The organism is Arthrobacter globiformis, assembly GCF_030817195.1.
GTDB lineage: Bacteria > Actinomycetota > Actinomycetes > Actinomycetales > Micrococcaceae > Arthrobacter > Arthrobacter globiformis_D.
On the sequence record NZ_JAUSYZ010000001.1, the window covers coordinates 4,473,940 to 4,500,512 of the forward strand.

Annotated in this window: 27 protein-coding genes and 1 pseudogene; 17 read left to right on the forward strand and 11 right to left on the reverse strand. The window is 66.1% G+C overall.

Annotation, left to right across the window (positions count from 1 at the left end; translation table 11 throughout):
* Positions 1-914: 914 nt before the first annotated feature.
* Complete coding sequence (locus tag QF036_RS20455; protein WP_307104835.1) at positions 915-1,052, forward strand: hypothetical protein; 138 nt, start codon at positions 915-917, stop codon at positions 1,050-1,052.
* Between the two features lie 113 nt (positions 1,053-1,165).
* On the forward strand, positions 1,166-3,796 hold the full coding sequence (locus QF036_RS20460) for a bifunctional lysylphosphatidylglycerol flippase/synthetase MprF (protein WP_307104836.1): 2,631 nt from the start codon (positions 1,166-1,168) through the stop codon (positions 3,794-3,796).
* Positions 3,797-3,853: 57 nt separating this feature from the next.
* Here the strand turns inward: QF036_RS20460 and QF036_RS20465 are convergent, their stop codons facing one another.
* Positions 3,854-4,594: an SDR family NAD(P)-dependent oxidoreductase gene (locus QF036_RS20465; RefSeq protein ID WP_307104837.1), complete on the reverse strand. Its 741-nt coding sequence runs from the start codon at positions 4,592-4,594 to the stop codon at positions 3,854-3,856.
* Between the two features lie 136 nt (positions 4,595-4,730).
* Here QF036_RS20465 and QF036_RS20470 point away from each other — a divergent pair, with 136 nt between their 5' ends.
* The 3 genes from QF036_RS20470 to QF036_RS20480 all read left to right on the forward strand — a co-directional run bounded on the left by QF036_RS20470 (position 4,731) and on the right by QF036_RS20480 (position 8,343).
* The gene (locus QF036_RS20470) at positions 4,731-5,690 is read left to right on the forward strand and encodes a helix-turn-helix transcriptional regulator (RefSeq protein WP_307104838.1); all 960 of its coding nucleotides are present in this window, start codon (positions 4,731-4,733) and stop codon (positions 5,688-5,690) included.
* 220 nt (positions 5,691-5,910) lie between these two features.
* Positions 5,911-6,951: an NAD(P)-dependent alcohol dehydrogenase gene (locus QF036_RS20475; RefSeq protein ID WP_307104839.1), complete on the forward strand. Its 1,041-nt coding sequence runs from the start codon at positions 5,911-5,913 to the stop codon at positions 6,949-6,951.
* Between the two features lie 117 nt (positions 6,952-7,068).
* Complete coding sequence (locus QF036_RS20480; RefSeq protein WP_307104840.1) at positions 7,069-8,343, forward strand: MFS transporter; 1,275 nt, start codon at positions 7,069-7,071, stop codon at positions 8,341-8,343.
* 675 nt (positions 8,344-9,018) lie between these two features.
* Here the strand turns inward: QF036_RS20480 and trxB are convergent.
* Positions 9,019-9,981, reverse strand: a complete 963-nt coding sequence (gene trxB / locus QF036_RS20485; RefSeq protein ID WP_307106022.1) for a thioredoxin-disulfide reductase — start codon at positions 9,979-9,981, stop codon at positions 9,019-9,021.
* Between the two features lie 140 nt (positions 9,982-10,121).
* Positions 10,122-10,556 (reverse strand): arsenate reductase ArsC, encoded by a 435-nt coding sequence (locus QF036_RS20490; RefSeq protein ID WP_307104841.1) that lies wholly within the window; start codon positions 10,554-10,556, stop codon positions 10,122-10,124.
* Positions 10,557-10,881: 325 nt separating this feature from the next.
* Here QF036_RS20490 and QF036_RS20495 point away from each other — a divergent pair, with 325 nt between their 5' ends.
* Complete coding sequence (locus QF036_RS20495; RefSeq protein ID WP_307104842.1) at positions 10,882-11,529, forward strand: GDSL-type esterase/lipase family protein; 648 nt, start codon at positions 10,882-10,884, stop codon at positions 11,527-11,529.
* Positions 11,530-11,644: 115 nt separating this feature from the next.
* Here QF036_RS20495 and QF036_RS20500 read toward each other — a convergent pair whose 3' ends face one another.
* A complete protein-coding gene (locus tag QF036_RS20500) occupies positions 11,645-12,652 on the reverse strand; it encodes a LacI family DNA-binding transcriptional regulator (protein WP_307104843.1) in 1,008 nt (335 codons plus the stop codon).
* Between the two features lie 137 nt (positions 12,653-12,789).
* Between QF036_RS20500 and QF036_RS20505 the strand changes: the two are divergent.
* Positions 12,790-14,257 (forward strand): annotated as a pseudogene (locus QF036_RS20505) (sugar porter family MFS transporter).
* A gap of 97 nt (positions 14,258-14,354) precedes the next feature.
* On the opposite strand, the gene QF036_RS20510 reads toward QF036_RS20505, so the two are convergent.
* The 3 genes from QF036_RS20510 to QF036_RS20520 all read right to left on the reverse strand — a co-directional run bounded on the left by QF036_RS20510 (position 14,355) and on the right by QF036_RS20520 (position 15,539).
* Positions 14,355-14,747 (reverse strand): VOC family protein, encoded by a 393-nt coding sequence (locus QF036_RS20510; RefSeq protein ID WP_307104844.1) that lies wholly within the window; start codon positions 14,745-14,747, stop codon positions 14,355-14,357.
* Positions 14,748-14,779: 32 nt separating this feature from the next.
* Positions 14,780-15,148 carry a VOC family protein gene (locus QF036_RS20515; protein WP_307104845.1) on the reverse strand — a complete coding sequence of 123 codons (369 nt, stop codon included), beginning with the start codon at positions 15,146-15,148 and terminating at the stop codon, positions 14,780-14,782.
* Positions 15,149-15,302: 154 nt separating this feature from the next.
* Entirely contained in the window at positions 15,303-15,539 is a 237-nt protein-coding gene (locus tag QF036_RS20520) for a hypothetical protein (protein WP_307104846.1), read from the reverse strand.
* A gap of 534 nt (positions 15,540-16,073) precedes the next feature.
* On the opposite strand from QF036_RS20520, the gene QF036_RS20525 reads away from it, so the two are divergent.
* On the forward strand, positions 16,074-16,607 hold the full coding sequence (locus QF036_RS20525) for a response regulator transcription factor (RefSeq protein ID WP_307104847.1): 534 nt from the start codon (positions 16,074-16,076) through the stop codon (positions 16,605-16,607).
* 324 nt (positions 16,608-16,931) lie between these two features.
* Complete coding sequence (locus QF036_RS20530; RefSeq protein WP_307104848.1) at positions 16,932-17,309, forward strand: VOC family protein; 378 nt, start codon at positions 16,932-16,934, stop codon at positions 17,307-17,309.
* A 222-nt stretch (positions 17,310-17,531) separates the two neighbouring features.
* On the opposite strand, the gene QF036_RS20535 is transcribed toward QF036_RS20530, so the two are convergent.
* A complete protein-coding gene (locus QF036_RS20535) occupies positions 17,532-18,017 on the reverse strand; it encodes an ArsR/SmtB family transcription factor (protein ID WP_307104849.1) in 486 nt (161 codons plus the stop codon).
* Between the two features lie 370 nt (positions 18,018-18,387).
* Here QF036_RS20535 and QF036_RS20540 point away from each other — a divergent pair, with 370 nt between their 5' ends.
* Complete coding sequence (locus QF036_RS20540) at positions 18,388-19,101, forward strand: GAF and ANTAR domain-containing protein (protein ID WP_307104850.1); 714 nt, start codon at positions 18,388-18,390, stop codon at positions 19,099-19,101.
* Between the two features lie 223 nt (positions 19,102-19,324).
* Positions 19,325-19,480 carry a hypothetical protein gene (locus tag QF036_RS20545; RefSeq protein ID WP_003802478.1) on the forward strand — a complete coding sequence of 52 codons (156 nt, stop codon included), beginning with the start codon at positions 19,325-19,327 and terminating at the stop codon, positions 19,478-19,480.
* Between the two features lie 5 nt (positions 19,481-19,485).
* Here the strand turns inward: QF036_RS20545 and QF036_RS20550 are convergent, their stop codons facing one another.
* Both QF036_RS20550 and QF036_RS20555 read right to left on the reverse strand, forming a co-directional pair.
* Complete coding sequence (locus QF036_RS20550) at positions 19,486-20,949, reverse strand: protein adenylyltransferase SelO (protein ID WP_307104851.1); 1,464 nt, start codon at positions 20,947-20,949, stop codon at positions 19,486-19,488.
* A 32-nt stretch (positions 20,950-20,981) separates the two neighbouring features.
* A complete protein-coding gene (locus tag QF036_RS20555) occupies positions 20,982-21,728 on the reverse strand; it encodes a GAF and ANTAR domain-containing protein (protein ID WP_307104852.1) in 747 nt (248 codons plus the stop codon).
* A 253-nt stretch (positions 21,729-21,981) separates the two neighbouring features.
* Here QF036_RS20555 and QF036_RS20560 point away from each other — a divergent pair, with 253 nt between their 5' ends.
* The 6 genes from QF036_RS20560 (at position 21,982) to QF036_RS20585 (ending at position 26,096) form a co-directional block, all read left to right on the forward strand.
* Positions 21,982-22,881: a hypothetical protein gene (locus QF036_RS20560; RefSeq protein ID WP_307104853.1), complete on the forward strand. Its 900-nt coding sequence runs from the start codon at positions 21,982-21,984 to the stop codon at positions 22,879-22,881.
* The gene (locus tag QF036_RS20565; RefSeq protein WP_307100519.1) at positions 22,878-23,309 is read left to right on the forward strand and encodes a phage holin family protein; all 432 of its coding nucleotides are present in this window, start codon (positions 22,878-22,880) and stop codon (positions 23,307-23,309) included. Before QF036_RS20560 ends, QF036_RS20565 begins: the two co-directional genes overlap by 4 nt.
* Positions 23,306-23,947 (forward strand): DUF3618 domain-containing protein, encoded by a 642-nt coding sequence (locus QF036_RS20570; protein WP_307104854.1) that lies wholly within the window; start codon positions 23,306-23,308, stop codon positions 23,945-23,947. The genes QF036_RS20565 and QF036_RS20570 overlap by 4 nt, the downstream gene beginning before the upstream one ends.
* A gap of 289 nt (positions 23,948-24,236) precedes the next feature.
* Positions 24,237-25,016 (forward strand): GAF and ANTAR domain-containing protein, encoded by a 780-nt coding sequence (locus tag QF036_RS20575; RefSeq protein WP_307104855.1) that lies wholly within the window; start codon positions 24,237-24,239, stop codon positions 25,014-25,016.
* 121 nt (positions 25,017-25,137) lie between these two features.
* Positions 25,138-25,872 carry a GAF and ANTAR domain-containing protein gene (locus tag QF036_RS20580; protein WP_307104856.1) on the forward strand — a complete coding sequence of 245 codons (735 nt, stop codon included), beginning with the start codon at positions 25,138-25,140 and terminating at the stop codon, positions 25,870-25,872.
* On the forward strand, positions 25,869-26,096 hold the full coding sequence (locus tag QF036_RS20585) for a hypothetical protein (protein WP_307104857.1): 228 nt from the start codon (positions 25,869-25,871) through the stop codon (positions 26,094-26,096). Before QF036_RS20580 ends, QF036_RS20585 begins: the two co-directional genes overlap by 4 nt.
* A gap of 48 nt (positions 26,097-26,144) precedes the next feature.
* Here QF036_RS20585 and QF036_RS20590 read toward each other — a convergent pair whose 3' ends face one another.
* The gene (locus QF036_RS20590) at positions 26,145-26,483 is read right to left on the reverse strand and encodes a hypothetical protein (RefSeq protein ID WP_307104858.1); all 339 of its coding nucleotides are present in this window, start codon (positions 26,481-26,483) and stop codon (positions 26,145-26,147) included.
* Positions 26,484-26,573 lie beyond the last annotated feature (90 nt).

The window sequence follows — 26,573 nt, forward strand, 5'->3', positions numbered from 1 at the left end:
GAGGGATGGTGCTTAGTTAGGTAAACCTAAATCGGGAGATTACAGCCCACGGTCGGAATTAGGCAAACAAAATGTTCGCTAATTTCTCCACCGCTTGTTCTAAGGCGGCTTGGGGCGAGGTCGCAAGCCGTTGCACGCACTGGACCGGGGCAAGCTGCCCCCCATTGATTTGCCGTACGCAAGCGCTTACGCAACGTGGCGTCGGCCCCGTTCAGTAATCCCCGGTCTGCAAGAGGATCACACCATTTCGTGCCTTTAGCCTCCCCGTTCCCGGTCGTGGATTCCCGGCAGACCTTGAAACCCTAGAGGGCTCCCATCCCCTAACCCCCGTACCGCTGTCCCCCGCTCTGGGAATTGCGCACAATCTTTCACAATTCTTGGATTATTCCTGCACCTATCCTTCGACGGGTTATCCCTAGCGTTGAGTCATGCAGCCACGAGCAGTCCCCGCAGTGCCCCTCAGGAGCATCTCCTCTACAGAAACGCCGCCCTAGTGCGCCACGGGCGAGGCGCAAAATTCCTCCCGCGACTGAAATTCCGTGCGCGCAGAGAAATATGCGCGTCGCCGGGCGGTATCCGCATCGGCCGGCACGGCCAGACCCTCAACCCTGCGTTGACCTCGTGTTTTGCTGGGGGACCCGCGAGGGGGCTGGGGCCGCGGTCCCACCCGTCAATGGCATCCCGGGCACAGGTTTTTCTAAATGGCACGCTTCAATACTTCATTTCGAAGCGTCAGACAGGGCGCCGCCCAGGCGGAGGGTTCCTAGTTGGCGCTGCTGGTTTTTCAGGGCGCCGGGTCTTAATCTGGGCACCCGGTGACAATTTTCGGATGGCATTATCGGCAGGCTGTGGGGCCCATGAATGAAGCACTTAAGAATTGTCCTGTATTCGCATGACTCACTCGCTTAGGCCATGTGCGGCGGAACCTCGCCCTGGCCGACGCGTACCGCGCCGCCGGCTGGGACTACCGCGCCCTCGGCGCCCCCAACAAGCTGCCGGCCCCGGTTCAGGAGCAAGCTGCACGGACGGCGGAACCCTTGGTGATGCTGTAATCCGCCCAATTCGTTACCCACCCCTTCGCGCGTGGATCGCGACGGCGGCCGCGGGTGTGTTCCAGAACGTGTATGGAACAATCGAAGAGCCCTTTGAAAGGAGCCCTTCACCCATGCGGCAGCCGGACCAGGGACGACGAGTACCCTCCGGCTACCGGACACCCGCGGGCTGGGCCCGGGTACTGCGCGGCTCCCCCGCCACCCTCACCTTCGTCGTTCTCTTCTGGGCCGCCGGCGCACTGTCCGCCAGCCTCCGCTCCGGCCCCTTTCTTCTGCCCCACGTCGCGGCCACCTCACATTCCGTTCCGGACCACTGGTATGCCCTGCTGCTCTCCGCGTTCTGGGAGCGGGACCTGGCGGGATATGTGGTGGGCACGCTCGTGGTGCTTCTGGCCGGGCTACCGCTGGAACGCCGAGTCGGATCCCTGAAGTTCGCTGCGGCGGCGCTGGCCGGGCACGTGCTGGGGATCGTGGCGACGCTCGGGTTCCTCGCCGCGGCCCGGGGCCTGATGGGAAGCTGGATACGGGACCTGAGCGGGCACTTCTTCCTGGGGCCGAGCGCCCTGGCCTGCGCGGCTGCGATGACTGCGACCGCCGCCCTCTCCACCCTGTGGCGGCGCCGGATCCGCGTTGTCCTGCTCGCCGTGCTGCTGCTGTTTGCGATGTATGCCGGAGGCTTCGAGGACCTCGTCCGGCTCGGGGCGGCCGCGGCAGGAGGGCTGCTGGGTCCTGTGCTGCTGGGCCGTCGCCCGCGCTTCGGCAGGCCCGCCGTCTCCCGGCACGAGGCCCGGATTCTAGTGGCGCTGCTCCTCACGGTCGCGGCGATCGGTCCGGTGATCGCGGGACTGGCACCGCACGCCGTCGGACCTCTTTCTGTGCTGAAGTTCCTGTTCACCAACATCCAGCCGGTAGACCCCGCGGCGCTGCAGGCGTCCTGTTCCCGCCCGGCTGACTTCAGGGACTGTGCGGCCGCACAGCTGCAGTTGCGGGCCGGGGCGGGTGGAATCTTCATGGCCATCCTGCCGTCCTTCCTGCTGCTCCTGTTCGCCGACGGCCTGCGGCGCGGGCGCCGGTTCGCCTGGGCGGGTGCTCTGGTGATCCAGGCCTCGCTGTCCCTGCTGGCCGCCGTCACCATTGCCGGCGTCCTGCTGCCGCCGCCTGGTCCGGGTGTGCCCGCCCGCGAGGGTGTGGGCGGCATCGAGCTGTCGGGCTATTCGCACCCGCTCAGCCTGGTGCTGCCGATGCTCCTGCCTGTCTTCCTGGCGGTGCTCCTGCTGGCAGGCCGGAACCTGTTCCCGGTGCGTGCGCCCCGCGGAACGTACCTGCAGCTGGCGCGCCGGGTGGTGGCTGCCCTGGTTCTGCTGAGTCTGGTTTACGTGGGCTTGGGACTGGCCCTGGCCGACGGATTCACTCCTGTGCCTGGGCTGCTTCAGCTTCTGGCCGACGTCCCGGACAGGTTCCTGCCGCTGGGCTTCCTGGTGGACCGCTCACCGGCGTTCTTCCCCGAGAGCACCGCCGCCGTCGTCCTTTACGAAAGTATCGGCGTCGTGTTCTGGGCGTGGACCGGGTTCCTGCTGCTCGGGACGTTCCTGCGTCCGGCCCATGGCCGGAACAGCGCGGACGAGGAGCGGGCCCGGCGCATCCTGAAGTCGCAGGGCGGCGGTTCCCTTTCCTGGATGACCACGTGGAGCGGGAACAGCTACTGGTTCTCCGGTTCGAGCTTCATCGCGTACCGGGTGCTCAGCGGGGTGGCTGTGGCGCTCGGGCCGCCCCTGGGTCCGCGGGCCGAGCAGGAAGCCGCGTTCATGGAGTTCGCCCGGCACTGCAGGTTCAGCGGGTGGACGCCGTGCTTCTACTTCGTGTCCGAGGAGCTCCGCGGCGTGGCCGGATCGCTGGGGTGGGGCTCGGTGCAGGTGGCGCAGGAGACCGTGCTGCGGCTGGACGAGGTGTCCTTCCGCGGCAAGAAATTCCAGGACATCCGCACCGCGCTGAACCGGGCGGCCAAGGCAGGGATCCGCGCCGAGTGGACCACGTTTGCCCGGGCGCCGATCTCCGTGCAGGCCCAGATCGAAGCGATTTCCGAGGAGTGGGTGGCGGACAAGAAAGTCCCGGAGATGGGCTTCACGCTCGGCAGCCTGGATGAGCTGGACGACCCCGAGGTCCGCTGCCTGCTGGCCATCGACGCTGACCACACCGTCCACGCGGTGGCGTCGTGGCTGCCAGTGTACCGGAACGGATACGTGGTGGGCTGGACACTCGACTTCATGCGGCGGCGCGGCGACGGCTTCCGTGCGAGCATCGACTTCCTCATCGCCTCCGCCGCGCTGAGCCTGCAGGACGAGGGGTGCGAGTTCATGAGTCTTTCCGGGGCGCCGCTGGCCCGGGTGCCGTCTTCTTCGCCTGCGGGCGGGGTCCCGGCCGGTTCCGTCTCTGGTTCCGTCTCTGGTTCCGCCCGCGGTTCTGGCGCGCCTGTCGGTTCTGACACGTCTGCCGGTTCTGACGCGAACGGCGGCCTGGACCGGATGCTCGACTGGTTCGGCGCAGCCTTGGAACCGGTCTACGGCTTCCGTTCACTGCTGGCATTCAAGGCGAAATTCAAACCGGACTACGAACCCATGTACCTGCTCTACCCTGACGCGGCTGCCCTGCCCGCGATCGCCAACGCCATCACCCGGGCTTACCTGCCTTCGATCAACCTGGGCCAGGGCCTGACGCTGGTGCGGGGCCTCCTCACCCGACGCTGACCCAACTGTGTAGCAGCTCAGGGCGTTCCCAGCGCTGGGAACGCCCTCAGCTGCGACCTACTTGGGCCCGAGCGCGAAACCGGTGTGCCTTTCGAGCGCTTGGAGCAGCTCAGCCTGGAACGCCGCGTCGTTCACCGCCGGATGGGGCTGCCGGCGCTGCTGGTGGAACCAATAGCCTCCGGACACCGGGGCGTCCGCGGCCTCCCGGGTGGCGAGCCATACCTGTGTGACGTGCCCCAGCTCCAGGTCATCGGGCGCACCGCTTCCGCCCATGCGGGTGGGGACCCAGCCGGGATCCACCGCGTTGCTTTCGACGTCCGGCCAGCGGGTTGCCACCGCTGCCGAGAGCGTGGTGACGTACAGCTTGCTGTCCGAGTAGGCGGCCGGCCGCCTGGCCGCGTTCGTCCAGTCGATCCCCTGGACGTCAGGCGTGCCGGACCGGTGCATGCCGCTGCTGACATAAACGACCCGGCGCGGCCGGGTCATGAGCGCGGTCAGAATGTAGGGCGCAACGGTGTTCACCGAAAAGATCTGGCTGCCGCTGTACACGCCGGCGTTATGAATGACGGCATCGAACGGGCCGTACTGGTCTGCCTGCTCCGCCACCCGCACCGTCTCGGCGACGTCGGCAAGATCCCCGAAGACGGTCCCGAGGGCCTGGTCCCGGACCGCGCCGGCGTCCGCCAAGCGCGACTCATTCCTCGCGTGCAGCACCACTTCGTGGCCCTGCTGCATCAGCGCCCTCGCGGCATTCAGCCCGAGTCCGCCTGCAGAACCTGTGATGAATATTCTCGCCACTCTGCATGCTCCGTTTCCCGCTACTCGGCTGTCTCCGGGGCAGTCTCCCTGATTCACAGTAATTGAGGTGTCCCCGCGGCAGGCAGGCCCTGACAGGGACTCCCACGTCGTTCACGGTGTCCGTAACGTGGAGGATATGAACAACCGGAATGAGATACGGGAGTTCCTTGCCTCCCGGCGAGCGAAGCTCACTCCCGAACAGGCGGGGTTGCCGGACTTCGGCGGCGTGCGGCGCGTGCCCGGCCTGCGCCGTGGAGAAGTGGCGCTGCTGGCTGGCATGAGCGTTGAGTATTACACACGCGTCGAGCGTGGAAGCCTGGCCGGCGTGTCAGACTCCGTCCTGGAGGCCATCGCCCGCGCCCTGCAGCTGAACGAGGCGGAGAACGAGCACCTGTTCAACCTTGCCCGGGCCGCCGGCCCCGCCGCCCGGCGGCGGAGACAGCCGGCGCAGGCCATCCACCCCAGCGTCCAGCTCATCCTCGACGGCATGGCCGGCATACCGGCCTTCGTCCAGAACGGCCGCCTGGACATCGTTGCGGCCAACGACCTTGCCCGCGCCCTGTACTCGCCAGCCTACGAAGACCCGGCACGGCCCGTGAATTTCGCCCGGTTCGCGTTCCTCAACCGTCGTTCCGAATGCCTGTATGCGGACTGGAACCTGGCGGCCGACACGAGTGTGGCCCTGTTGCACGCGGAAGCCGGCCGCGACCCGTTCGACAAAGGCCTCTCGGACCTCATCGGGGAATTGTCCACCCGCAGCGAGGAATTCCGCAGGCGATGGGCGCAACGGAATGTCCGGCTTCACCGCACCGGTGCCAAGACGTTCCAGCACCCCGCCGTCGGCCGGCTTGACCTGCACTTCAACGGGCTGGAGCTGACGGCCACGCCCGGCCTCACCATGTTCACCTACACTGCCGAGCCGGGCACGCCGTCCGCCGACGGCTTGCGGCTGCTGGCCAGCTGGGCGGCAACCGCTGCGGAACCCTCCGGACCTCCCGAAAACGCGGTGCCGGACGAAAGCACCGCGCCGGACAGCACGACCGCCGTCGACCTTAACCCGGGCCACGTCCATCAACCTGGCCGCGGCCAGGCCTGAGCCGAATCAGTCCTCGAACAACCCACTTCCCCCAAAAAGACAGTCCCACCTCAACAGCCAGTCCCGTGCTGTCCGCCACAAACGGGAAGAGTCTTGGGGGTCCCTGTCGTTACCCCTTTCAGCAGGGTCTGCCTCACGCCGCGGCGTTGGGGTTAAGTAGATGAAAGAAACGGATCTCTTTCACGGCCCGTTCCACCACGCACCGATAAACAGGAGAACCATGCCTACCGTTAACGCTTACGCAGCCCCCTCCGCCACCGAGGACCTGATCCCCACCACCATCGAACGCCGCGCCGTCGGCCCGCGCGACGTTCTCATCGAAATCAAGTACGCCGGCATCTGCCACTCCGACATCCACACCGTCCGCGGCGACTGGGGCCCGCAGCAGTACCCGCTCGCCCCCGGCCACGAGATCGCCGGCATCGTCACCGAGGTGGGCTCCGAAGTGACCCGCCACAAGGTTGGCGACCGGGTGGGCGTCGGCTGCATGGTCAACTCCTGCAAGGAGTGCGCCAACTGCCTGGCCGGTGAGGAACAGTACTGCCTGAAGGGAATGGTCGGCACGTACGGCGCCGTCGACCGCGACGGCACCATCACCCAGGGCGGCTACTCCACCCACATTGTGGTGGTCGAAGACTTCGTCGTCACCATCCCGGACGGCATCGGGCTCGACGTCGCCGCTCCCCTGCTGTGCGCAGGCATCACCACCTTCTCCCCGCTGAAGCGCCGGGGTGCAGGCCCCGGTAAGAAGGTCGCCGTCGTCGGCCTCGGCGGACTCGGCCACATGGCCGTCAAACTCGCCCACGCCATGGGCGCAGAGGTCACCGTCCTGTCCCAGTCCCTCAAGAAGCAGGAAGACGGCCTGCGCCTCGGCGCGGACCACTACTACGCCACAAGCGACGCCGGCACGTTCGAAGCGCTCGCCGGCAGCTTCGACCTGATCATCAACACGGTCAGCGCGTCGATCGACATCAGCTCCTACCTGCAACTGCTGTCCCTCGACGGCACCCTGGTCAACGTCGGTGCCCCGGCCGAGCCGCTCCCGGTCAACGCGTTCGCACTCATCGGCGGACGCCGTGCCTTCGCCGGTTCCATGATCGGCGGCATCCGCGAAACCCAGGAAATGCTCGACTTCTGCGCCGAGCACGGCATCGGCGCCGAGATCGAGGTCATCCCGGCCGACAAGATCAACGAAGCCTACGAACGCGTCCTCGCCTCGGACGTGCGCTACCGCTTCGTGATTGACACCGCCACCCTCTAAGGCGATAAAAGCCCGACGGCGGGCCGGTCCCCTAAGGGGCCGGCCCGCCGTCGGCCGTTCCACCACCCCCGGGGCAACGGGCAGGCGACACCAATGACGAAACTTTCAGGAAAATACGTGACCCAAGAACTCTCCGGATCCGGAACCCCGACGCAGGCCCCATCGGGCCAGTCCGCCATCACCGCCGCTCTGCCGGCCCCCACATCACGGATCCCGCGGGCCGGCCTGCTCATCCTGGCCATGGCCGGGTTCACCGCCGTCACCACCGAACTCCTGCCGTCGGGGCTGCTTCCGCAGATCAGCCGTGACCTGGGCGTGGAGGAATCGGCCGTCGGCTCACTGACAGCTGCCTACGCCGCCGTCATCGTCATCACGGCGCTTCCCCTGTCCAGGCTGCTCGGCGGGCGGATGCCCCGCAAGACCCTGCTGATCGTGACCGTGCTGGCCTTCGCGCTGAGCAACGTGCTGCTGGCCTTCAGCCCCAACCTGGCCCTCGCCATCGGCGCCAGGCTCCTCGGCGGCGTGGCCCACGGCCTGCTCTGGTCCAGCATGGCCCCGTACGTTGCGAGGATCGTGCCGGCGCATTCTGTGGGCAAGGCGATGGCCATAGTATTCAGCGGCAACAGCATCGCCCTGGCCGTGGGCGCCCCGCTCGGCACGATGATGGGGTCCGTGCTCTCCTGGCGCACGTCCTTCCTTGTCCTGGCCGGGATCGCTGCACTCCTCGCTCTGCTCGCCGTCCGGTTGCTGCCTCCGGCTTCCGACGCCGACCGTGACTCAGCACCGTCACTGCGCGCGGCCATGGCACTGCCCGGGGTCATCGCCGTCGCCACCGCCTGGCCGCTGCTGCTCCTGGGGCACTTCGCCCTGTTCACCTACATCGCCCCGTTCCTCCTGACCGCGGGCCTGCCCGACAACGCCACCGGCATCTCGCTGTCCGTCATCGGCGTCGCCAGCCTGGTGGGCATCTGGATCGCCGGCCTCACGGCGGACGCCCGGCCCCGGGGCTCCGTCCTGGCCGGCGTGGCACTGCTCCTGACAAGCTTTGCCCTCCTGCCTGCACTCAGCGGCACGTGGATTGGCAGCCTCGCACTCCTGACCCTCTGGGGCATCACCTTCGGAGCCGCCGGCATCTACAACCAGGCGGCGATCCTCCGGGCGGGCGGGGAGCACAAGGACGCCGCCAACGGACTGGCCGTGGTGACGATCCAGCTGGGCATCGCCGTCGGGGCCGCGTACGGTGCGCTGGCCCTCAACACCGTCGGCGCGCTTTTCGTGCCGCTCGCGGCGGCGGTTCCCCTGGCTGTGGCGCTGGTGATCATCTTCGCCAGCCGTCACCGCGGGTACCCGGCCGGTCCCCGCGACGTCCGCCCCTCCCGTTCACCCAAGTAGCTCGCAGTTGTTGTCGTTTTGACGGCTGAAAACGACAACAACTGCCAGCCAGTTGGGCCTCCGTGTTTGGGGTCCGGTCCCGGGCCTCCGGGCTGGGGCTAACTCTTGCGCGAAACTTGGCCTCAGAAACCTCCAACAGGCTTCGCGTCCTGCACTACTAAAGCGACTCTGAGGACCAGAACGGACGTGACAGCTTCGACCGCTTTGCCCTCTCCCGCCAAGACGTCCAGGTCACCCATGCCTATGATCCCGGGTGGAGCCGCGCGCAGAAATTTATCTAAAATCAGCGCCAACTCCCACTTCTTTTTGGGTCGAGTGAGGACGATAATTAAGGCGACCACCGGGGCTGGGCCGGCGGCGGTGCCGCCTGTCTGAGACCAGGGCGGCCCCCCCAGCCGCCGCCGTCCCTTAAATTTCAGCCACCGTCGTCTCGTCTTTCGCGCTCCCCCATTCGCACACCCGTTCCGCCCGCACCTCTTCCGCGCGCCTCCCCCATCCGCACACCCGTTCCGCCCGCACCTCTTCCGCGCGCCTCCCCCATCCGCACACCCGTTCCGCCCGCACCTCTTCCGCGCGCCTCCCCATGTAGGTAGCAGCACAGGGCGTTCCCGGGGCTGAGAACGCCCCGTGCTGCTACCTAGTTGGATTCGCCGGACGGAACTCGATGACGACGGCTCAGGCGTGGGTGGGCTCCTCGACCAGTGCCGTGGCGATGCTGTCCGCATCCTCCAACGCGGCCAGGTACCGCTCGGCGTCGAGGGCCGCCGCGCACCCGGTGCCGGCGGCGGTGATCGCCTGGCGGTAGCGGTGGTCCACGGCGTCGCCACACGCGAACACGCCACTCAGGTTGGTGCAGGTGGTGGGCGAATCGACCTTGATGTAGCCCTCGGCGTCGAGCTCCACCTGCCCGGCCACCAGTTCGGTGCGCGGCACGTGCCCGATCGCCACGAAGAGCCCGGTGGCGGACTGCTTCCGGGTTTCGCCGCTGCGCGTGTCGGTCAGGGTGACGCCGCTGACCTTGCCGTTGCCGTGGATCGCCGTCACGGCCGAATTCCACGCGAACGTGATCTTCGGGTTGTCCTTGGCCCGCTGCGCCATAATCCGGGAGGCGCGCAGCTCGCCCTTGCGGACGACGACGGTCACGGACTTCCCGAACCGGGTCAGGAAGGTGGCCTCCTCCATCGCGGAATCCCCGCCGCCGACCACGATGATGTCCTGGTCACGGAAGAAGAACCCGTCGCAGGTAGCGCACCAGGAGACGCCATGGCCGCTGAATTTCTTCTCCTCGGACAGCCCCAGTTCCTTGTACGCCGAGCCGGTGGCCAGGATGACCGCCGGAGCCTCATAGGTGTCACCGCCGCCGGTGACCACACGCTTAAGATGGCCCTTGAGCTGAACCTGGGTGGCGTCGTCGAACACCACCTGCGCACCAAATTTCTCCGCCTGCTGCTGCAGGCCGTCCATCAGCTCCGGACCCTGGATACCCTCCGGGAATCCGGGGAAGTTCTCCACTTCCGTGGTGTTCATCAGCGCGCCGCCCGCGGTGACCGAGCCTGCCAGGACCAGGGGCTTCAGGCCGGCCCTGGCAGCGTAGATCGCGGCGGTGTAGCCGGCGGGCCCGGAACCGATAATGATCAACTGCTCGCTGGTGACCTTTGCGGCGCCGGCCTTGTCGGTGCTGGCCTCCTCAGCGCCGGCCTTGTCGGTGCTGGCATCCTCGGACTTGGCGTTCTTGCTCACTGCTGGCTCCTTCTCTTCAGGCTCATTCACGGAAACTGTTACTGGGCGTCTGCATGCCGGGCGGGCAGCAACTCGGTGACCAGGGCCTCGACGCGCGTCCGGATCTCGTCGCGGACCGGGCGGACCGACTCAATTCCCCTGCCTCGGGGGTCAGCCAGCTCCCAGTCTTCGTAGCGCTTGCCGGGGAACACCGGACACTCGTCGCCGCAACCCATGGTGATCACGACGTCGGCCTCCTGGAGTGCGCCGGTGGTGAGGGCTTTGGGGACTTCGCCGGAAATATCGACGCCGACGTCGGCCATGGCCTCGACCACGGACGGGCTCACCTCGTGCGATGGCTGGATACCGGCAGAACGCACCTCGATCGCTCCCCGGGACAGGCTGGTGAGGAACCCGGCGGCCATCTGTGAGCGGCCGGCATTGTGCTCGCAGACGAACAGGACGTAGGGCTTCTTGGCTGGGTCGGCGGTCATGGCGGTCTCCTGGGGGTTGGCGGTCGGAGCGTGGAATCGCCGGAGGAGGCGGTTCACCCACAGACGTGCGTACTCAAGTGCAACAAGAGCGGGCAGTTCAATCAAGAGGCCGATGGACCCGGGGCCGCCCATGCGTTCCCCCGGGCGTGGAGTTTTTGTACAGCTGTCACGACTTCGGGGGTGTTTAACTCGCGATATCTGTACAAAAACTCAGGCACCTGGGGCCGGAACTGGACCGCCGCCATCGGGCTTTCCGCGCCCGTGCCAGCGAACCCCTGGCCTTCCCAACTCTCGTCAGGACGCGCCTTTCGTGGGACGATGCGGCATGAACAGCAGTACCGGCGGCCACATCGTCCTGCTCGGGGACTCGATTTTCGACAACAAAGCGTACGTTGACGGCGGGCCCGACGTCGTAGAGCAGTTACGTGATGCACTGCCGCCCGGCTGGAAGGCAACGCTGCTGGCGCTTGACGGCGACGTGATTGCCGGGGTGCACCGCCAGCTGCTCGCGCTTCCCGACGGCGCCACCCACCTGGTAGTCAGCGCCGGCGGCAACGATGCGCTCGGCTTCGCCCACCTGCTCGAGGCCCCCGCACAATCTGTGGCTGAGGCCCTGGACCTCTTCGCCGATGCCCAGGAGCGGTTCACCGCCGACTATGAGCTGATGGCTGAAGCGCTTTCAGCGACCGGCCTGCCCGCCGCGGTATGCACCATCTACGACACGCCGTCCGCCGGGCCTTTCTACCGGATGATCAGGACCGCCCTCACGGTCTTCAATGACTGCGTCACCAGGTCCGCGTTTACCCGGGGCCTGAACCTGCTCGACCTCCGGATAGTCTGCAACCACGACGGCGACTACGCGAACGCGATTGAACCATCCGTGCAGGGCGGGGCGAAAATCGCCGGGGCCATCGCCGCCCTGCTGGATCCTCACCGCCTGGTGCCGCGGTCAACGGTCATCGGCGGCAGCTGACCGCGCCGCCCGGCGGCGCACTCACCTCCCGGGCGTGGAGTTTTTGTACAGCTGTCACGACTTCGGGGGTGTTTACCTCGCGATATCCGGACAAAAACTCGCAACCAAGGCGGAGCTAGCGGAGCGGAGCTGTGGAACGCCGGACCACCAGTTGAGGCGTGATGCACCTGTCGGCGATGGGGGCGCCGGGGTCGTTGAGCCGCTCCAGCGCGACGCTTCCGGCAATTTTCCCGAGCTCCACAGCATGGAGGTCGACGGAGGTCAGGTCGATGCCGTGGAGCCGGGCGGTCGGCGAATCGTCATAGCCCACGAGCGACAGGTCCCCAGGAATCGTCAGGCCCATGGCGTAGGCGGCTTCGCGGACACCCAGCGCGAACTGGTCGTTATGCGTGAAGACAGCCGTCGGCCGGCCCGGTCCGGCCAGCAGCTCCGCCGCCGCACGCTCCCCGGCCTCATGCGTGAAATCGTCGGCCGCCACGGTCTGCGGGGTCAGACCGGCGGACCGCATGATCTGCTCATAGGCTTCCCGGCGCACGGTGTGACCGTCAAACTGCGGCCCCGCCAGGTGGGCGATCCGCGTATGTCCAAGTCCGAGGAGATGCTCGACGGCGGCCCGGGCACCGGCTTGGTCGTCCGGGTACACGCTGTCCACGCCCTCCACCCGGCGCGTGACGCTCACCACCGGGACCATCTGCGCCAGTTCCCGCACCCGTTCGTCGGGGTCCAGGAACGTCGCGGCGATAATGATCCCCACGCGTGCCTCGATGAGCGAGTCAAGGGCCCCCTGGTCCTCGCCGCCGATCGAGCGGGAGACGCTGAGGATGAGACGGTTGCGCGCCTGCGGAAGCGCCAGCCGCACGCCGTTGAGGACGTCCGAAAAGACCTCGTTCCGGAGGTCCAGGAGGTAAAGCCCGACGGCGGTGCGCTGCTTGCTTGCCAGGGCGGCAGCTGCCGCATTGTGCCGGTATCCCAGACGCTTGGCGGCGTCGAAGATGGCCTGCTTGGTCTCGTCGCTGACGCCCGAGGCACCCCGGAAGGCGAAGGACACCAGCGTCCGGGAAACGCCGACTTCGCGCGCAACATCAGCCTGGGTGGCCGGCCGCTGCTGCCGCTGAATCGTCATACCGCCATCCTCCCACGAGGGGAAACAGCGGAAAATCAGGTCATTTGTAAGTTTGACCTTACATTTACGACTTTCGCGCGTTAGTCTGTATGTGACAGCGGGCACACGTCCCGCAAACTTAAGACAAAGGAGTCCTTATGTCTGCAACCCAAGCCCAGCGCGACGCCGCCCATACGCCCTCATTGCCGCCGCTCACGAACGGACCGCACCGCAAGCGCCTCGGCATGGTGGCCATGGTGGCAACCTTCGGCGGACTGCTGTTCGGCTACGACACGGGTGTCATCAACGGCGCACTCCGGCCGATGACCGCCGATCTTGGCCTCACCCCGATCACCGAGGGCATCGTGACCAGCTCCCTGCTGTTCGGCGCCGCGGCCGGCGCCGTGGGCGGCGGCCGGCTCTCCGACACCTGGGGCCGCCGGAAGACCATCATCCTGCTCGCCGTCCTGTTCCTCGTCGGCGCCCTGTCCTGCGTGTTCGCGCCGAACTTCGAGGTCATGGTCGTCGGCCGTGTCATCCTCGGCCTCGCCGTCGGCGGCGCCTCTTCCGTGGTCCCCGTGTACCTCGCCGAGCTCGCCCCCTACGAGATCCGCGGCTCGCTTGCCGGCCGCAACGAGCTCATGATCGTCATCGGCCAGCTCGCAGCGTTCGTGGTCAACGCCATCATCGGCAACCTCTGGGGCGAATTCGGCGGCGTCTGGCGCATCATGCTCGCTGTCGCCGCCGTACCGGCCGTCGCCCTGTTCCTCGGCATGCTCCGGATGCCGGAGTCCCCGCGCTGGCTCATCTCCCGGGGCCGCAACCAGGACGCGCTGGCCGTGCTCAAGACCATCCGCTCATCCGACCGCGCCGAAGCGGAGATGGCCGACGTCAAGCACCTGGCGGATGAGGAAAAGGAAATGAACCTCTCCGGCTGGGGCGCACTGAAGAACAAGTGGATCCTGCGCATCCTGCTCGTCGCGCATCGGGCTGGGCGTGGCGCAGCAGCTGACCGGCATCAACTCGATCATGTACTACGGCCAGTCCGTGCTGGTTGAGGCCGGCTTCAGCTCCAGCGGCGCCCTCATTGCCAACATCGCTCCCGGCGTCATCGCCGTCGTCGGCGGCGTCATCGCCCTGAGCATGATGCAGCGGGTCAACCGCCGCACCACCCTGCTCCTCGGCTTCACGCTGACCACCATCTGCCACTTCCTGATCGGCATCGCCTCCATCGCGCTGCCCGTCGGCAACCCGGCGCGGCCCTTCGTGATCCTCTTCCTGGTGGTTGCCTTCGTCGGCTCCATGCAGACCTTCCTCAACATCGCCGTCTGGGTGATGCTCTCGGAGATCTTCCCCCTGCACATCCGCGGCTTCGCGATCGGCATTTCCATCTTCTGCCTCTGGATCGCCAACGCCTTCCTGGGCCTGTTCTTCCCGACGCTCGTGGCATCAGTCGGCATCACCGGAACGTTCTTTATGTTCGGCGTTGTGGGCATCCTGGCCCTCATCTTCATCTACACGCAGGTCCCGGAAACCCGCGGCCGCACCCTCGAAGCACTCGAGGAGGACGTCACCACCGGCGCCATCTATCTGGTCCACAAGACCCCTGCGACGGCAGCCCACTAGCGGACCGACCTTCAGCCGCGCAAGCCCCTTGGCCACACAAGCCCCGCCCGCTGGATTCACACGGATCCGGCGGGCGGGGCTTTTGCATTTTCGGCGTTTACTGGCCGGCGGGCTGGAACAGCTCGACGACGTTGCCGGCCGGATCCTCCAGCAGGATCTGCTGGCCGCCCGGCCCCTTAACAATGTCGTTCCGGAACGGAACCCCCGCGGCCCGCAGACGGTCCACCTCGGCGGCGATATCGCTCACGATGAGATGGATCCGGTTCCATCCGCCCGGTGCCGGGACCGCGCCGTCGGGCATTGGCCGGCCCGCCGAGCTCGTGGGCCCGCTCAGCAGCAGACGCAACTGACCGCGCACGACGTCGGCAAATGCCGGTGCCGCGTTCATTCTTTCGGTGAAGCCGAGGTGCTTCGTGTAGAAGCCGACGGCGGCTTCTACGTCGTCCACCATGTACCGGACGCTGACCAGATCCTCAGGGGTGTTGGGCATTTTCTGGCTCCTCTCTGGTTGGAGGCTACGGATTACACGTGCTGATCCACGATGACCGGGTTGCCGTCGGGGTCCATCACGATAAAGCTGCCCGGCCCCGTACCGTCGCCAGCTTCCGCAACGAAGGGAATGCCCTGGTCCTTCAGCTGGCGTTGGAGATCGCGCACGTCGGTGAATGAGTCGAGCTGCTGCGCGTCCTGGTTCCAGCCAGGGTTGAAGGTCAGGGAGTTCTTCTCAAACATGCCCTGGAAGAGGCCGATCACCGTCTGCCCGTTCCGCAGGATCAGCCAGTTCTGGTCGATTTCGCCCCCGGACCTAGTGAATCCCAGCTTCTCGTAGAACGCTGCCGAGGCCGCGATGTCCTTGACGGCGAGGCTGAGTGAGAAAGCGCCGAGTTGCATGTGCTGCTCCAGTCTCCGGAACCCTCCGGGCTGTGAATGTTTCCGATACTACTCGCGGGCCGTCCGATCCGTCCCAGACAGGACTCTTCCAGAACCCTCTGACAAAAACCCGCCCGCGGCACACATTCACCGGCGCCACCCTCGGGACGGACGGCTAAAACGCGTCCGCGTGCTCCAGCTCGGGCAGGACAACCAAGGGGTCCCCGGCAAAATGCACCCTGCGTGAAGACAGCCCGTCGTTCCAGGCGAACAAGACGGACCCATCAAGGGGCACGCCGCCGGCCCGGGCGGGGCGGCCCGGTTTTCGAACCTTCGCCTCCGCCCCCGGGGTCAGCATCCCCCGCACCGGCGGAAGGGCGGCGTCGTGATCATTGCCAGCGTTCGCGTCCATGCATCAATGGAACCAGCTCCGGGTGAACACCCCGTGAACGTGGCCTGTGCAACACGCCGTGTCAGATCACGCGCAGCTTAGTGGGAGTTTTGCCGGGTCCGGTGCGTGAGGGGGGAATGCGGCCGGACCCGGCTGTTCCGAGGGTTCGGGCGCGGATTCCGTCTCCGTCAGGACGCTGTCAGTATTGTCCGCTGACATGGGGAAATAGCTGGGGCACCTTGGGGCGTTCACCGGCAGACCCCCCGTTTCCCCGTGAGGGCCCAAGGGAACTCCAAAGTTCTTCCAAGAACGAAGGCGGACACTTTATCCGGGGCCGGCGGCGGTGGCCCTGGTCCACCCTCCGGGACCTGGCTGCCTAACCCAGCCCGCCGCCGGACCCGCAACAATCAGCCGCTGCTGGCCAAGTGGTACCGCGTCAACGCATCCCGGCTCGGGGCGAGCGCGATAGCACTGCCGGACCAAGCAGGATCGTACATTTGAAGGACAAACCTACGCGCGGGTAACTTTCTGTACGGGGCCCCATCCTATTCCCCCATGCGGATGGTCGTCCCCGGGAAGCCCCGCATCGCCTTCACAAATGGTGCGGGGCTTTTTCGTGCCCAGGCCCTGCACTTCTTGAGGTTTGCGCCCTACACTGTGCACACCTACTACAGGCCGGGGGGCACGTTGGGTACACGGGGGCTTTGCCTGGTCATCGAGGATGACCAGGATATTCGCGATCTGCTCACACTGATCCTGGCGCGGATCGGGTTTGACGTTCATGCAGTCGGCAACGGCGTTGAGGGGGTGGCCGCGGCGTGGGAGCACCACCCAGCTCTGGTGACCGTTGACCTGAACCTGCCAGACATGGACGGCCTGGACGTGGCCCGGCATATCCGGGCGCGCTCTGAGGCGCCAATGCTGTTCATCACCGCCCGGGCCGAGCTCGACGACGAAATGGCCGGCTTGGCGTCCGGAGCCGCTGCGTATTTGATCAAGCCATTCCGCCCACGGCAGCTCACTGAGACAGTCAACAAACTCTGCCCCGTGGGCCCGCTGACGGCCCACGGCCTCGAGTCGCGCGCCTGAACGCGCCTGAGCGGACCTCGCGCCCGGCCGTGGGCCGCGCACCCAACCCGCCGGCCAACATCAGCAGCGGGCCGCCGGGCCGACGTCGTTCTTTCCTGTCCCCGCGTCCTATATCCGCAGGTGGCACTTCGGTTCCATAATGTCCCCGTATAACTTCGGGGACCCTCGCGCCCGGCGATGCTGCCGGGGTGCCAAGGAGTCCCAGGTGGCCGCCCCGGGTGTCGGCGAAATGGGCGGCGACGCGGCCCGGGCACGGACGGCCAGTCCGTTCCCGGCACCGAACAGGGGGACCATCGCCATCAACTCAATGAGGAGTGAACTGTCATGCTCAGAGACACAGAAGTCGCGGCTGTCCTTCCGGCGAAGGACGTGAACAGGGCGAAGGATTTTTACCGGGACAAGCTGGGACTGGAGCCCATGGAACCCGGGGACGACAACCTGATGTTCCAGTGCGGCAACGGGACGAGGTTCCTGCTGTACCAGACTGACAACGCGGGCACCGCAAGAAACACCCAGATGGGCTGGGTGACGGACGACGTCGAGCGGGACGTTCAGGACTTGCGGAGCCGCGGCGTCGTGTTCGAAGAATACGATTTTCCGGGACTGAAGACCGAGAACGGCATTGCCACCTCGGACGCGGGCAAGGCCGCCTGGTTCCTGGACAGTGAGGGCAATATTCTGAGCCTCTTCGAACGCCCGTAGCTCCGGAACAGTATTAACCGGAAAGGGGTCGGAACCACGCTGTTCCGGCCCCTTTCCGTCTATTCCGCGGCCCCCGGCCAGTGGTATCCAGCTGCTCCGCGGCGCTCCGGCCCCTCTGCGCGAACCAGGGCAGAGGGCCCCCAATGGAGAGGATTGAAGAAACTATGAATTCATCAATTCCTCAATCACGAGTCTGACCCAGCGCTGACCGCCCGTCAACCACTAATCCTTAGTGCGCGAAACGTAGGAGCGGGCGCTACTCTCCAATGACTCCCCCAGTACCGCCGCGGAGTCATCCGCCATGCTCCCCATATCAAGGGGCACGTCATCAAGGGGCACGTCATCAAGGGGCACGGAATCTGCGCCAGGCACGCCGACGCCGGAAAGACCGCCCGCGCCGGCCGTGGTCCGAGCGTCTAGCACCGACCCGGCGGCGGCGAGCAGGTCAGCAATCTGGGGAAAAGACAACCAGTACTGCAGCCTGCCCTCCGAACGGCGCCCAGTTACAAGGTGCTGGGCACGCAACTGCGACAGTTGCCCCGCCAGGTGCGACGGCTTCAGTCCGGTGGCCGAACAGAGCTCCGTCACCGACGCTGGCCCTGCCGTGAGCACATCCAAGACCCTGACGCGGGCGGGATGCGCCAGCGCCTTGAACAACTCCGCCTCAGCGGCCGCGGCCCGTTCGGCGGATCCAGTCAGACCGAGCACCATCGCTCCTATCTCAGGAAATACGTCCTTGTAAGTCTGAGGAAACACGTCCTTGTAAGCGATTATCCTCTCGCACAATGATTACTGAAGCTCGTATTTTCTCGGTCAGTGCCTTCCGCTTCGGGCCGCTGCATATATAGCTGCATATATAAACCGCGCACCCCTCGCGGCGCGCGGCTTCCGCTGAAATAATCGTCCTAATACGTTCGACACCGCGGCCTGCCACCTGGACGGCACTCAGCGGCCCAGGAAAGGAACGAACGCGCATGCCTCCTTCAGCAGACTCCACCATTGCACGGCCCGAAATCCTGCCGCCGAGGCGGCCCGCCCGCCGCGGGCCCTCCCGGCGCCGAGTGCCAGCCAGGTCCTGATGCAAGCCAACCTGCCCCTCGCCGACGAGCTGGCGGCGCTGACCGTCCGGATCGCCGATCTTTTGCTGACCCACGAAACCGTCGACGAAGCAGTTTCCGCGCTCGCCCATGCCCTGAAGGAAGCCATCCCGGGGACCTGGGGTGCGGGAGTCAGCCTGATGGATACGCGCGGCCGGCGCACCAGCACGGCTTCCACTGATCCGGACGTCATGCAGGCAGACCAGCTCCAGTACGACCTTCGACAGGGCCCCTGCCTGACTGCCTGGGCCCAGCAGGCAACCGTTACGGTCGGGGACAGCCGTACCGACCACCGCTGGCCCGCCTGGAGCCGTGCAATCGCCGACCTGCCGCTACGCTCGGTGGTCAGCACGCCGCTGTCCACTCCCGACGGCGCCATCGGCGCCCTGAAGGTTTACTCCCCCGTTCCCGACGGCTTCGATCCTAAAGCCATCCGCCTCATTGAACTCCTGGCGCGCCCTGCTGCGCTGATGCTTGCCAACGCCCAGGCCCGCGACGCAGCGGAGCGCCTCAGCGACGGGCTCATCAGCGCGCTCGGAGCCCGCGATGCCATTGGAACGGCGACGGGGATCATCATGGAGCGCCACCACGTCAGCCGCGACCAGGCGCTGGCCACGCTCATCAGCGCCTCCCGGCGCCGCAACGAACCCCTGAACCAACTCGCCCAGGACATCATCGACGGCGGCGAGGTGTAACCGGCCGTCACAAAACTGCCTCCGCACTGGCCGCAGCGGCCCGCGTATTAGGGGGTGCCGGCGTCGTCCATTCCCTCACTCCGCACGCCCGGGAGTGACACAATCCGGATCGGACTACACCAATCGCCTTCCCCGCGCAACTTTGGCACGCGCAACGTTTCCAAGGAAAATAGCGAGTCAGCACACAATGCACCGCCCCGCTCACTTCAGGAGACAGAGAACCATGACTAACACCATCGCCCCGGGCGCCGGGTTGAACGCCGCCCCGATTGCAGCCATGACCGCTTTGGACGACCTGGACCTTACGCCGCAGGGACTGTCCGATGCGCCGGCGAGTGAGCTGGATCCGGACACGCTGGTGCACCCTGGCGCCAGCTAACCCACTCAGGTTCCGCAGAAGGTCCTGTAGGGGCCAAAGCTTTCCGGCGCAGCCTCTGCATAACGTTCGGCGCCGGGACGCTCGTGATACGGGTCCGTCACCGCTTCGAGCAACCGCCGGAGCGGCTCAAGGTCGCCATTCGTCGCAGCGTCCAGTGCCTCCTCAACAAGGTGGTTGCGGGGCACATACGCCGGGTTGACCCGGTCCATCATCTCCGCATCCGGATTCAGGGCCTGCCAGCGTCTGGCCCACGCCAGGAAGGCGTCCGGTTCGGGGAACAAGTTTCGCGCGGACTCATCCTTGCCGCGGACTGCCGCGCCCAGACGCCGGAAGAACGACGTGTAATCGACGCGCCACTCCTGCAGAAGCCCGAGCAGTTCGTCAATCAACGGCGAAGCGAGGTCGTCGGCACTGCTGCTGTCCAGCCCGAGCTTCGCCTTCATGCCGGCCAGCCAGGCAGCGCTGTACTGCTGGCGGAAAGCGCCGAGCGCATCCTGCGCCAGCGCGACGGCGCGCTCCTCGTCGTCGTCGAACAGCGGAAGGAGCGCCTCCGCCAGCCGGGTCAGGTTCCACTCCGCAACCACCGGCTGGTTCGCGTAGGCGTAGCGTCCGTTCTCATCGATCGAACTGTAGACCGTTGCCGGGTCGAATGCGTCCATGAAGGCGCAGGGTCCATAGTCGATGGTCTCCCCCGAGATGGCCATGTTGTCCGTGTTCATGACACCGTGGATGAAGCCCACCAGCATCCACTGAGCAACCAGGGAGGCCTGGGCGGCGGTCACGGCCTCGAACATGGCGAGATACGGATTGGCCGCCTCCGCCGCATCCGGATAGTGGCGGGCGATCGCATGATCGGCAAGGCGGCGCAGGAGTCCGACGTCGCCGGCGACCCGGGCATACTGGAAACTCCCCACACGCAGATGGCTGCTCGCGACGCGCGTGAGAACCGCCCCTGGCAGCACCGTCTCCCGCTGGACGGAACGCTCGGTGGCCACCACTGCGAGGGACCGCGTGGTCGGGATGCCCAGGGCGTGCATGGCCTCGCTCACCACATACTCTCGCAGCATCGGCCCCACGACGGCGAAGCCGTCACCTCCCCGCGCGAACGGAGTGCGGCCGGAGCCTTTCAGATGGATGTCGCGAAGGCGGCCGTCGACGTCGAGAATCTCACCGAGCAGGAGCGCACGACCATCGCCTAGCCTCGGCGCAAACCAGCCAAACTGATGGCCGGAGTATGCCTGCGCAACGGGCGTGGCGCCGTCGGGCACTGCATTGCCGATCAGCAGAGGGAGTCCTTCCGGACTCCCCAGGAAGTCCGGGTCCAAGCCCAACTCGGCGGCCAGCGGCTCGTTCAGGACCAGCAGCCGCGGATCAGGGACCTCCTCTGCCTTCCAGGGAATGGCCATCTCGGAGAGCTCGGTGGCGAAGCGGCTTTCAAAGGCGACGGTTGATGCTTCTGTGGCGCTCATATTTCAAGAATAAGGCGATGCCGACAGTCAGCTCATTCATCGAAGTAGGTGGATACCGCAGAACCACTGCAGACCGAGGCGACGACTGAGGCAGCGACGTCACGCAGCTTCACGTTCCTCAGGCTCGAGGCCGTTTTCAGGACCTGCAGGGCGGCCTCCTGGCCGCATCTGTTCTCAGCCATGATGATTCCGGTGGCAACGTCGATTGCGGTGCGCGACTGCATGGCCGCAGTCAGGTCGTTTCGTGCCTCAGTCAACTGGGCAATGCGGAGGGCAAGCCGAAGGCTCTTGGAGGCCTGCGCTGCGAATTCTTCGGTGCCGGTGATGTCCTCCCCGCTGAACGCATGCGGCCGGGGCGAAAAGAGGTTGAGCGCGGCCCGGGTTTCGCCCTCCAGCGCCAGCGGCACCGCAAGGATTGAACCCACACCGTGCCCGCCCACGGCCGACATGTACGCCGGCCAGCGAGATTCGGAGTCTACATCCGGCACATGGACTGTGGACATTTCCTGCATGGCAGCCAGGCAGGGACCTTCGCCAAACGCCAACTGGACTTCGTCAAGCATCCGGGCCTGCGCATCGCTGCTGGCCACCGTGGCCGATTTCTTCCTCCGCAGCACGGTAAAGGCGCACCGCACTTTGATCCCGGGCGCGGAGAAGAAATCCCCGGCGTACTCAGCCAGCTCCGCAAGGAAATCTCCGACATCAAGGCTCTCCAGCACCAGTTCCTGGAGCCGCCCCGCGACGTCCTCACGGTCCCACGCGCGGGCTTGATCGCTCATATCAGCCTCGTTTCAACGGGCAGCTCCGCCGTTCATCCAGAGTACAAACATTCTTGGCTAGAACGCCCCTGGGTAGGCGGACGGCGCCGACCAATCTCTACTGCCAGACTACGCCTCGTAAGGCTTCCCAGCTCCGCCGGCAATTTTGCAACACATGTAGGAAGTGTACTTACTATCCGATGCTAATCATGCTTACTATTACTGAGTGCTGGTTCATCAGCAGCAGCTACCCCTCAAAGGAAAGAGAGCAATGATGACCGAGAACCCATTTGGCACCGAAGCGGAAACCACGCGTCTGGGCACGACCGGCTCGGGCACCACGGGCTACGGGACCACTGGAACGGGCACCGGCTACGACACCGCCGCCGCGGGAACCCCGGGCTACGCGGCGGCCGGCGCGGGCACCACTGACTACTCGGGCACTCCCGGATACCAGGACGGCACATCCTCTAAGAAGGACGTGGCGAAAGACGAGGCCGCGAACGTGGCTGGCCACGCTGCCGGGGCCGCCCAGAACGTGGCCGAGACAGCCAAGGCCGAGGCCGCGAACGTCGCGTCTGAAGCCAAGAACAGCGCCCGGGATCTGCTGCACCAGGCGAAGTCGGACCTGACCAGCCAGGCCGGCAACCAGCAGGCCAAGGCCGCCGAAGGCATCCGCACCATCTCCTCGCAGCTGCGCTCCATGGCCGACGCGCCGGACCAGCAGGGCGTGGCCTCGGACCTGATCCGGCAAGCCGCAGACCGCTCCGCATCGGTCGCGTCCTGGCTGGACAACCGGGACCCGGGCTCGCTGCTGGATGAGGTGAAGTCCTTCGCACGCCAGCGCCCCGGCACCTTCCTGCTCCTCGCGGCAGGCGCCGGCATGCTTGCCGGACGCCTTGGCCGCAGCCTGCAGGCAGGCGCCCCCGACACCGGAACCGGCGTCGGATCCACCAGCGGCACGCTCCCGCAGTACCCCGTCCAGCCACCGGTCACGGAAAGCAGCCTCGACGCTGCCCCCCTCTATGACGCACCGCAGGCAACCCCGACCACCTACGCAGAGACCGTGTACGGCGAGCCTGCCCGTCCCGGCTTTGACGCTCCGGGTTCGGCAGGTGTTCCGCTGCGCGATCCCGAGGACCCGTATACCGAGGGTGGAGGTCGTCCCCTGTGAGCAGCCAGATCCCTGATACCCCGGAAACGGCCGCGCACGCCAAGGCCGACACCACCTCCCTCGGTGACCTCCTCGGCGAGGTTACCCGGGACCTGTCCACCCTGATCCGGCAGGAAATCGAACTCGCCAAAGCCGAACTGAAACAGTCCGGCAGCCGCGCCGGCAAGGGCGGCGGCATGCTCGCCGGCGCCGGCGTCGCCGGGCACTTCGTGCTCCTGTTCCTCTCCATCGCCCTCTGGTACGCCCTGGGCGAGCTGATGGGCCTGGGCTGGTCCGCCGTCGTCGTCGCCGTGATCTGGGGCATCATCGCCGCGATCCTCGCGTCCGTGGGCCGCAAGGAACTCAAAGCCATCAAGGGCATGCCCCAAACCGTCGAGACAGTGCAGGAAATCCCGCCTACCCTCAAACCGAACGGAGACCACCGATGAGTGAGAACCCGGACGCCATCCGCGCCGACATCGAAGCCACCCGCGCCCGCCTCGGCACCAACGTGGACGCCGTGGCCGACAAGGTCACCCCGTCCAACATCGTCCACCGCCAGACCGACAAGGTCAAAGACGCCGTCTTCGGAGTGAAGGAGAAAGTCATGGGCACCGCGGACCACGCCACCCACAGCACCACCGGCGGCCTCCACCACGCCGCGCACACCGCCTCGGGCGGGGTGCACCAGGCCACCGACGCCGCCGGGAACGCGATCAGCACCGCCGGCGAAGCGATCGCCGACGCCCCCCAGCAGGTCAAGGCCAAAACCCAGGGCAACCCCCTCGCCGCCGGGCTGATCGCGTTCGGCGCAGGGCTGCTCGTCTCCTCCCTCATCCCGCCGAGCCAGAAGGAACGCGAAGCCGCCGACGCCCTTAAAACCGCCGCCGAACCCATGACCAGCCAGCTCACCGACGCGGCCAAGGACATGGCCCAGGGCTGGAAGGAACCCGCCCAGGACGCCATGGAAAACGTCAAGGCCACCGCCACCGACGCCGCCCAGCACGTCAAGGAAGAAGGCCAAACCGCCGCCACCGACGTCAAAACCACAGCCACCGACGCCAAAGACCACGTCCAAAACACATAGCCCCGCCTGAGCCTGGCTCAGGCGACAACGCCGGAACGCTACAGCGTGACATTCGGATGTAGCGTTCCGGCATGTGCGCGCGTATCTTGAGCGGCCCATTGGGAGTAGGCTCAAAAGTAAGGGCGACGCGATCATCCAGCCAGGCATGCTGCCGGGCAGGACCCAGAGGTTGCGGCAGGCCCGTTCGTCACGTCATTGGCCGTGGAAACCAGTCCACGATCGTTCCGGATCTCAAATCCGGCGGTAGACATGGGCCGGGCAACCGGCCCAACGTGGATCGGGGCATCGCATGGCCGCTGAGTCAGGCCATCTGTCGACGTCCGGGCAAAACCAGGCACCCACGCCCGAGCAGCTGCAGGACCTGCTGCTGGAAAGTCCCGGGTTCGACGAATTCCTTCTTGAGCTGACGGTTTTCTCGGCATCGAAGCTCGCAGCACCGGACCCGATGCTGTGTGCGATCACAGTTGAGCGCGACGGCCGGCCCGCCACCGTGGCCAGCAGCAGCGACAAAGCCAAGCAGATGGATGAAAAGCAGTACGGGATCGACGACGGTCCCTGCCTGACGGCTTTACGGGAAGACCGGACCGTCCTGGTCGAGGACCTTGAAACGTCACCGAGGTGGCACCGTTACTCACAAGCGGTGGCAACCGAAGGCGTTCAGTCAGTCCTTGCAGTTCCCATTGACGCAGGGCCCAACGCGGCGGCCGCCTTGAACTGCTATGCCCTGAACATGTCCACGTTCGGCACATCGACCATAGCGGCAGTAGAGTCCTACAGCGCGTCCCTGTCCCGCATCCTCCGCCTGGCGCTTCGCGTGCACCATCTTCCCGCCCAGCAGGACCGCCTGCACACGGCCCTGCAGTCCCGGGCGGTAATCGACGCAGCCCTGAGCCTCGTCATGTCCCAGACCCGCGGCAGCAGGGAGGAAGCCGCCAGACTGCTGCATGAAATGGCACGGTCCAGCAAGCAGCAACTGAAGCAGATCGCCACGGACATCCTGAACGGTGCAGCGCTCCCCGATCCCTCCGCCGATGAGGGTCCCTCCACTGATCGTGGGCCTCGCCAGTAAGTCCACCGGCGTCGTCGGTAAAGCCGGGATTAGTATGGAGATCATCTGCCGACTATCTCCCCCAGGGGATGTTTAAAATACCGAAGACTTGTGAGGCCAGCCCGTGACGCGGAAGAACCCAATGGCAGGCGAACTGCCCGAGATCTTCGCGCGGGTCGCGGGCCTGCTGCTCACGGCGCCAGCGGTTGACCAAGCTGTGGCCAACATAGCCCAAGCCGCTCATGAAAGCCTGGCCGGCAGCGTGGGCGCAGGGGCCACACTCTTCGACGACCAGGGCCGGCCAACGAGCACAGCTTCCACAAACAGCCTTGTGAAGCAGGCGGACCAGCTGCAGTACGACCTCGGGGAGGGGCCATGCCTCACAGCCTGGGCAAGCGCCCAAGCCGTCGTGGTGGATGATCTTCGCCGGGAGCACCGCTGGCAGGAGTGGGCCAGTGCCAGTGCCCCGCTCGGATTGCTGTCCTGTATCAGCGTCCCCCTCCTGCTGCCGGATGCCACGGGAAACGGAACCGCCGAGCCCATCGGCGCCCTGAAGGTCTACGCAGACCGCGCGCACGCCTTCGACCTGCACAGCCAGCAGGTCCTGGCACTCCTCGCCCAACCCGCAGCACTCATCCTGTCCAACATCCAGACCAGGGAACGGGCCGCGCAACTCAGCGAATCCCTGAAGGATGCACTGCACAGCCGGAGCCTCATCGACATGGCCAAGGGCGCCCTCATGGAACGGCTCCAGGTGAACGAAAGGGAAGCCATGCAGGCCATGATCAGCCGCGCCCGCACGGAAAACCTCCTGCTGAGCGAACTTGCAAAAGGGATCATTGCGCCCGCAATGGACCTCGACCCCCAGGCACCATGACCTCTGAGTCTGATGGCGAGGCCCAAAGAGACCGGACAGCCCAGGCCTTCCGGCAGTCCGACCTTGACGTCGATGAACTTTGGATGCACTACTTCAGCATTGGCGGCGACGCCGGGGCAATGGAAATTGACGCGTACCTCCACGGCTCATACATGCTCCGCCCCATCCAGCGTGACCTGCTTGACCATGCCATCTACGAACTGGACAACTCCGACCTGGACTGACCCGGGCAGGCAGGTCCCGGACGGACCCGGCTCAGCGGCGGCGTAAAGTCAGCGCGGCTGTGCGGGGTTGGTCGGAACCCCCTGAGACGGCGGGTTGATCGGCGGTCCCGACGTAGCCGGTGATACCTTCGAGCCGTGCTGGGTCTGACTTACTTCAGGAGTGTCCGGCGCAGACGTGGCGCTGGGCTCGGCGCCGCCTTTAAGGGCGTCCAGACGGCTTTCCAAAATTTGCACCACCGGCAGACGGTTGCCGTGGGCCCGTTCATAGCTCAACAACTGACCCACGCCTGCCTCATCCAAGCCTGAGATGCGGGACGGCAAGGTGCCGCTGGGAATGTGGTCGTAGTCGGCCAGCGGCAGGTCATCATGTTCGGGAATTTCGTTCACGGAAGCAACCTCCTAAGAAAAGACTATGAACCAACCTTCCCGGAAGGGATGATCAGCATGCTTATTATCTTGGCGCAGGAGCATCACGAT

Coding starts and splice junctions, on each gene's coding strand:
- QF036_RS20490 (WP_307104841.1), bottom strand. CDS start 10,556: ATGACCGCCGACCCAGCCAAGAAGCCCTACGTCCTGTTCGTCTGCGAG.
- QF036_RS20475 (WP_307104839.1), top strand. CDS start 5,911: ATGCCTACCGTTAACGCTTACGCAGCCCCCTCCGCCACCGAGGACCTG.
- QF036_RS20555 (WP_307104852.1), bottom strand. CDS start 21,728: ATGAGCGATCAAGCCCGCGCGTGGGACCGTGAGGACGTCGCGGGGCGG.
- QF036_RS20575 (WP_307104855.1), top strand. CDS start 24,237: ATGGCCGCTGAGTCAGGCCATCTGTCGACGTCCGGGCAAAACCAGGCA.
- QF036_RS20500 (WP_307104843.1), bottom strand. CDS start 12,652: ATGACGATTCAGCGGCAGCAGCGGCCGGCCACCCAGGCTGATGTTGCG.
- QF036_RS20540 (WP_307104850.1), top strand. CDS start 18,388: ATGCAAGCCAACCTGCCCCTCGCCGACGAGCTGGCGGCGCTGACCGTC.
- QF036_RS20460 (WP_307104836.1), top strand. CDS start 1,166: ATGCGGCAGCCGGACCAGGGACGACGAGTACCCTCCGGCTACCGGACA.
- QF036_RS20495 (WP_307104842.1), top strand. CDS start 10,882: ATGAACAGCAGTACCGGCGGCCACATCGTCCTGCTCGGGGACTCGATT.
- QF036_RS20525 (WP_307104847.1), top strand. CDS start 16,074: ATGCGGATGGTCGTCCCCGGGAAGCCCCGCATCGCCTTCACAAATGGT.
- QF036_RS20470 (WP_307104838.1), top strand. CDS start 4,731: ATGAACAACCGGAATGAGATACGGGAGTTCCTTGCCTCCCGGCGAGCG.
- QF036_RS20560 (WP_307104853.1), top strand. CDS start 21,982: ATGACCGAGAACCCATTTGGCACCGAAGCGGAAACCACGCGTCTGGGC.
- QF036_RS20570 (WP_307104854.1), top strand. CDS start 23,306: ATGAGTGAGAACCCGGACGCCATCCGCGCCGACATCGAAGCCACCCGC.
- QF036_RS20550 (WP_307104851.1), bottom strand. CDS start 20,949: ATGAGCGCCACAGAAGCATCAACCGTCGCCTTTGAAAGCCGCTTCGCC.
- QF036_RS20545 (WP_003802478.1), top strand. CDS start 19,325: ATGACTAACACCATCGCCCCGGGCGCCGGGTTGAACGCCGCCCCGATT.
- QF036_RS20510 (WP_307104844.1), bottom strand. CDS start 14,747: ATGCCCAACACCCCTGAGGATCTGGTCAGCGTCCGGTACATGGTGGAC.
- QF036_RS20530 (WP_307104848.1), top strand. CDS start 16,932: ATGCTCAGAGACACAGAAGTCGCGGCTGTCCTTCCGGCGAAGGACGTG.
- QF036_RS20585 (WP_307104857.1), top strand. CDS start 25,869: ATGACCTCTGAGTCTGATGGCGAGGCCCAAAGAGACCGGACAGCCCAG.
- QF036_RS20515 (WP_307104845.1), bottom strand. CDS start 15,148: ATGCAACTCGGCGCTTTCTCACTCAGCCTCGCCGTCAAGGACATCGCG.
- QF036_RS20520 (WP_307104846.1), bottom strand. CDS start 15,539: ATGGACGCGAACGCTGGCAATGATCACGACGCCGCCCTTCCGCCGGTG.
- QF036_RS20580 (WP_307104856.1), top strand. CDS start 25,138: ATGGCAGGCGAACTGCCCGAGATCTTCGCGCGGGTCGCGGGCCTGCTG.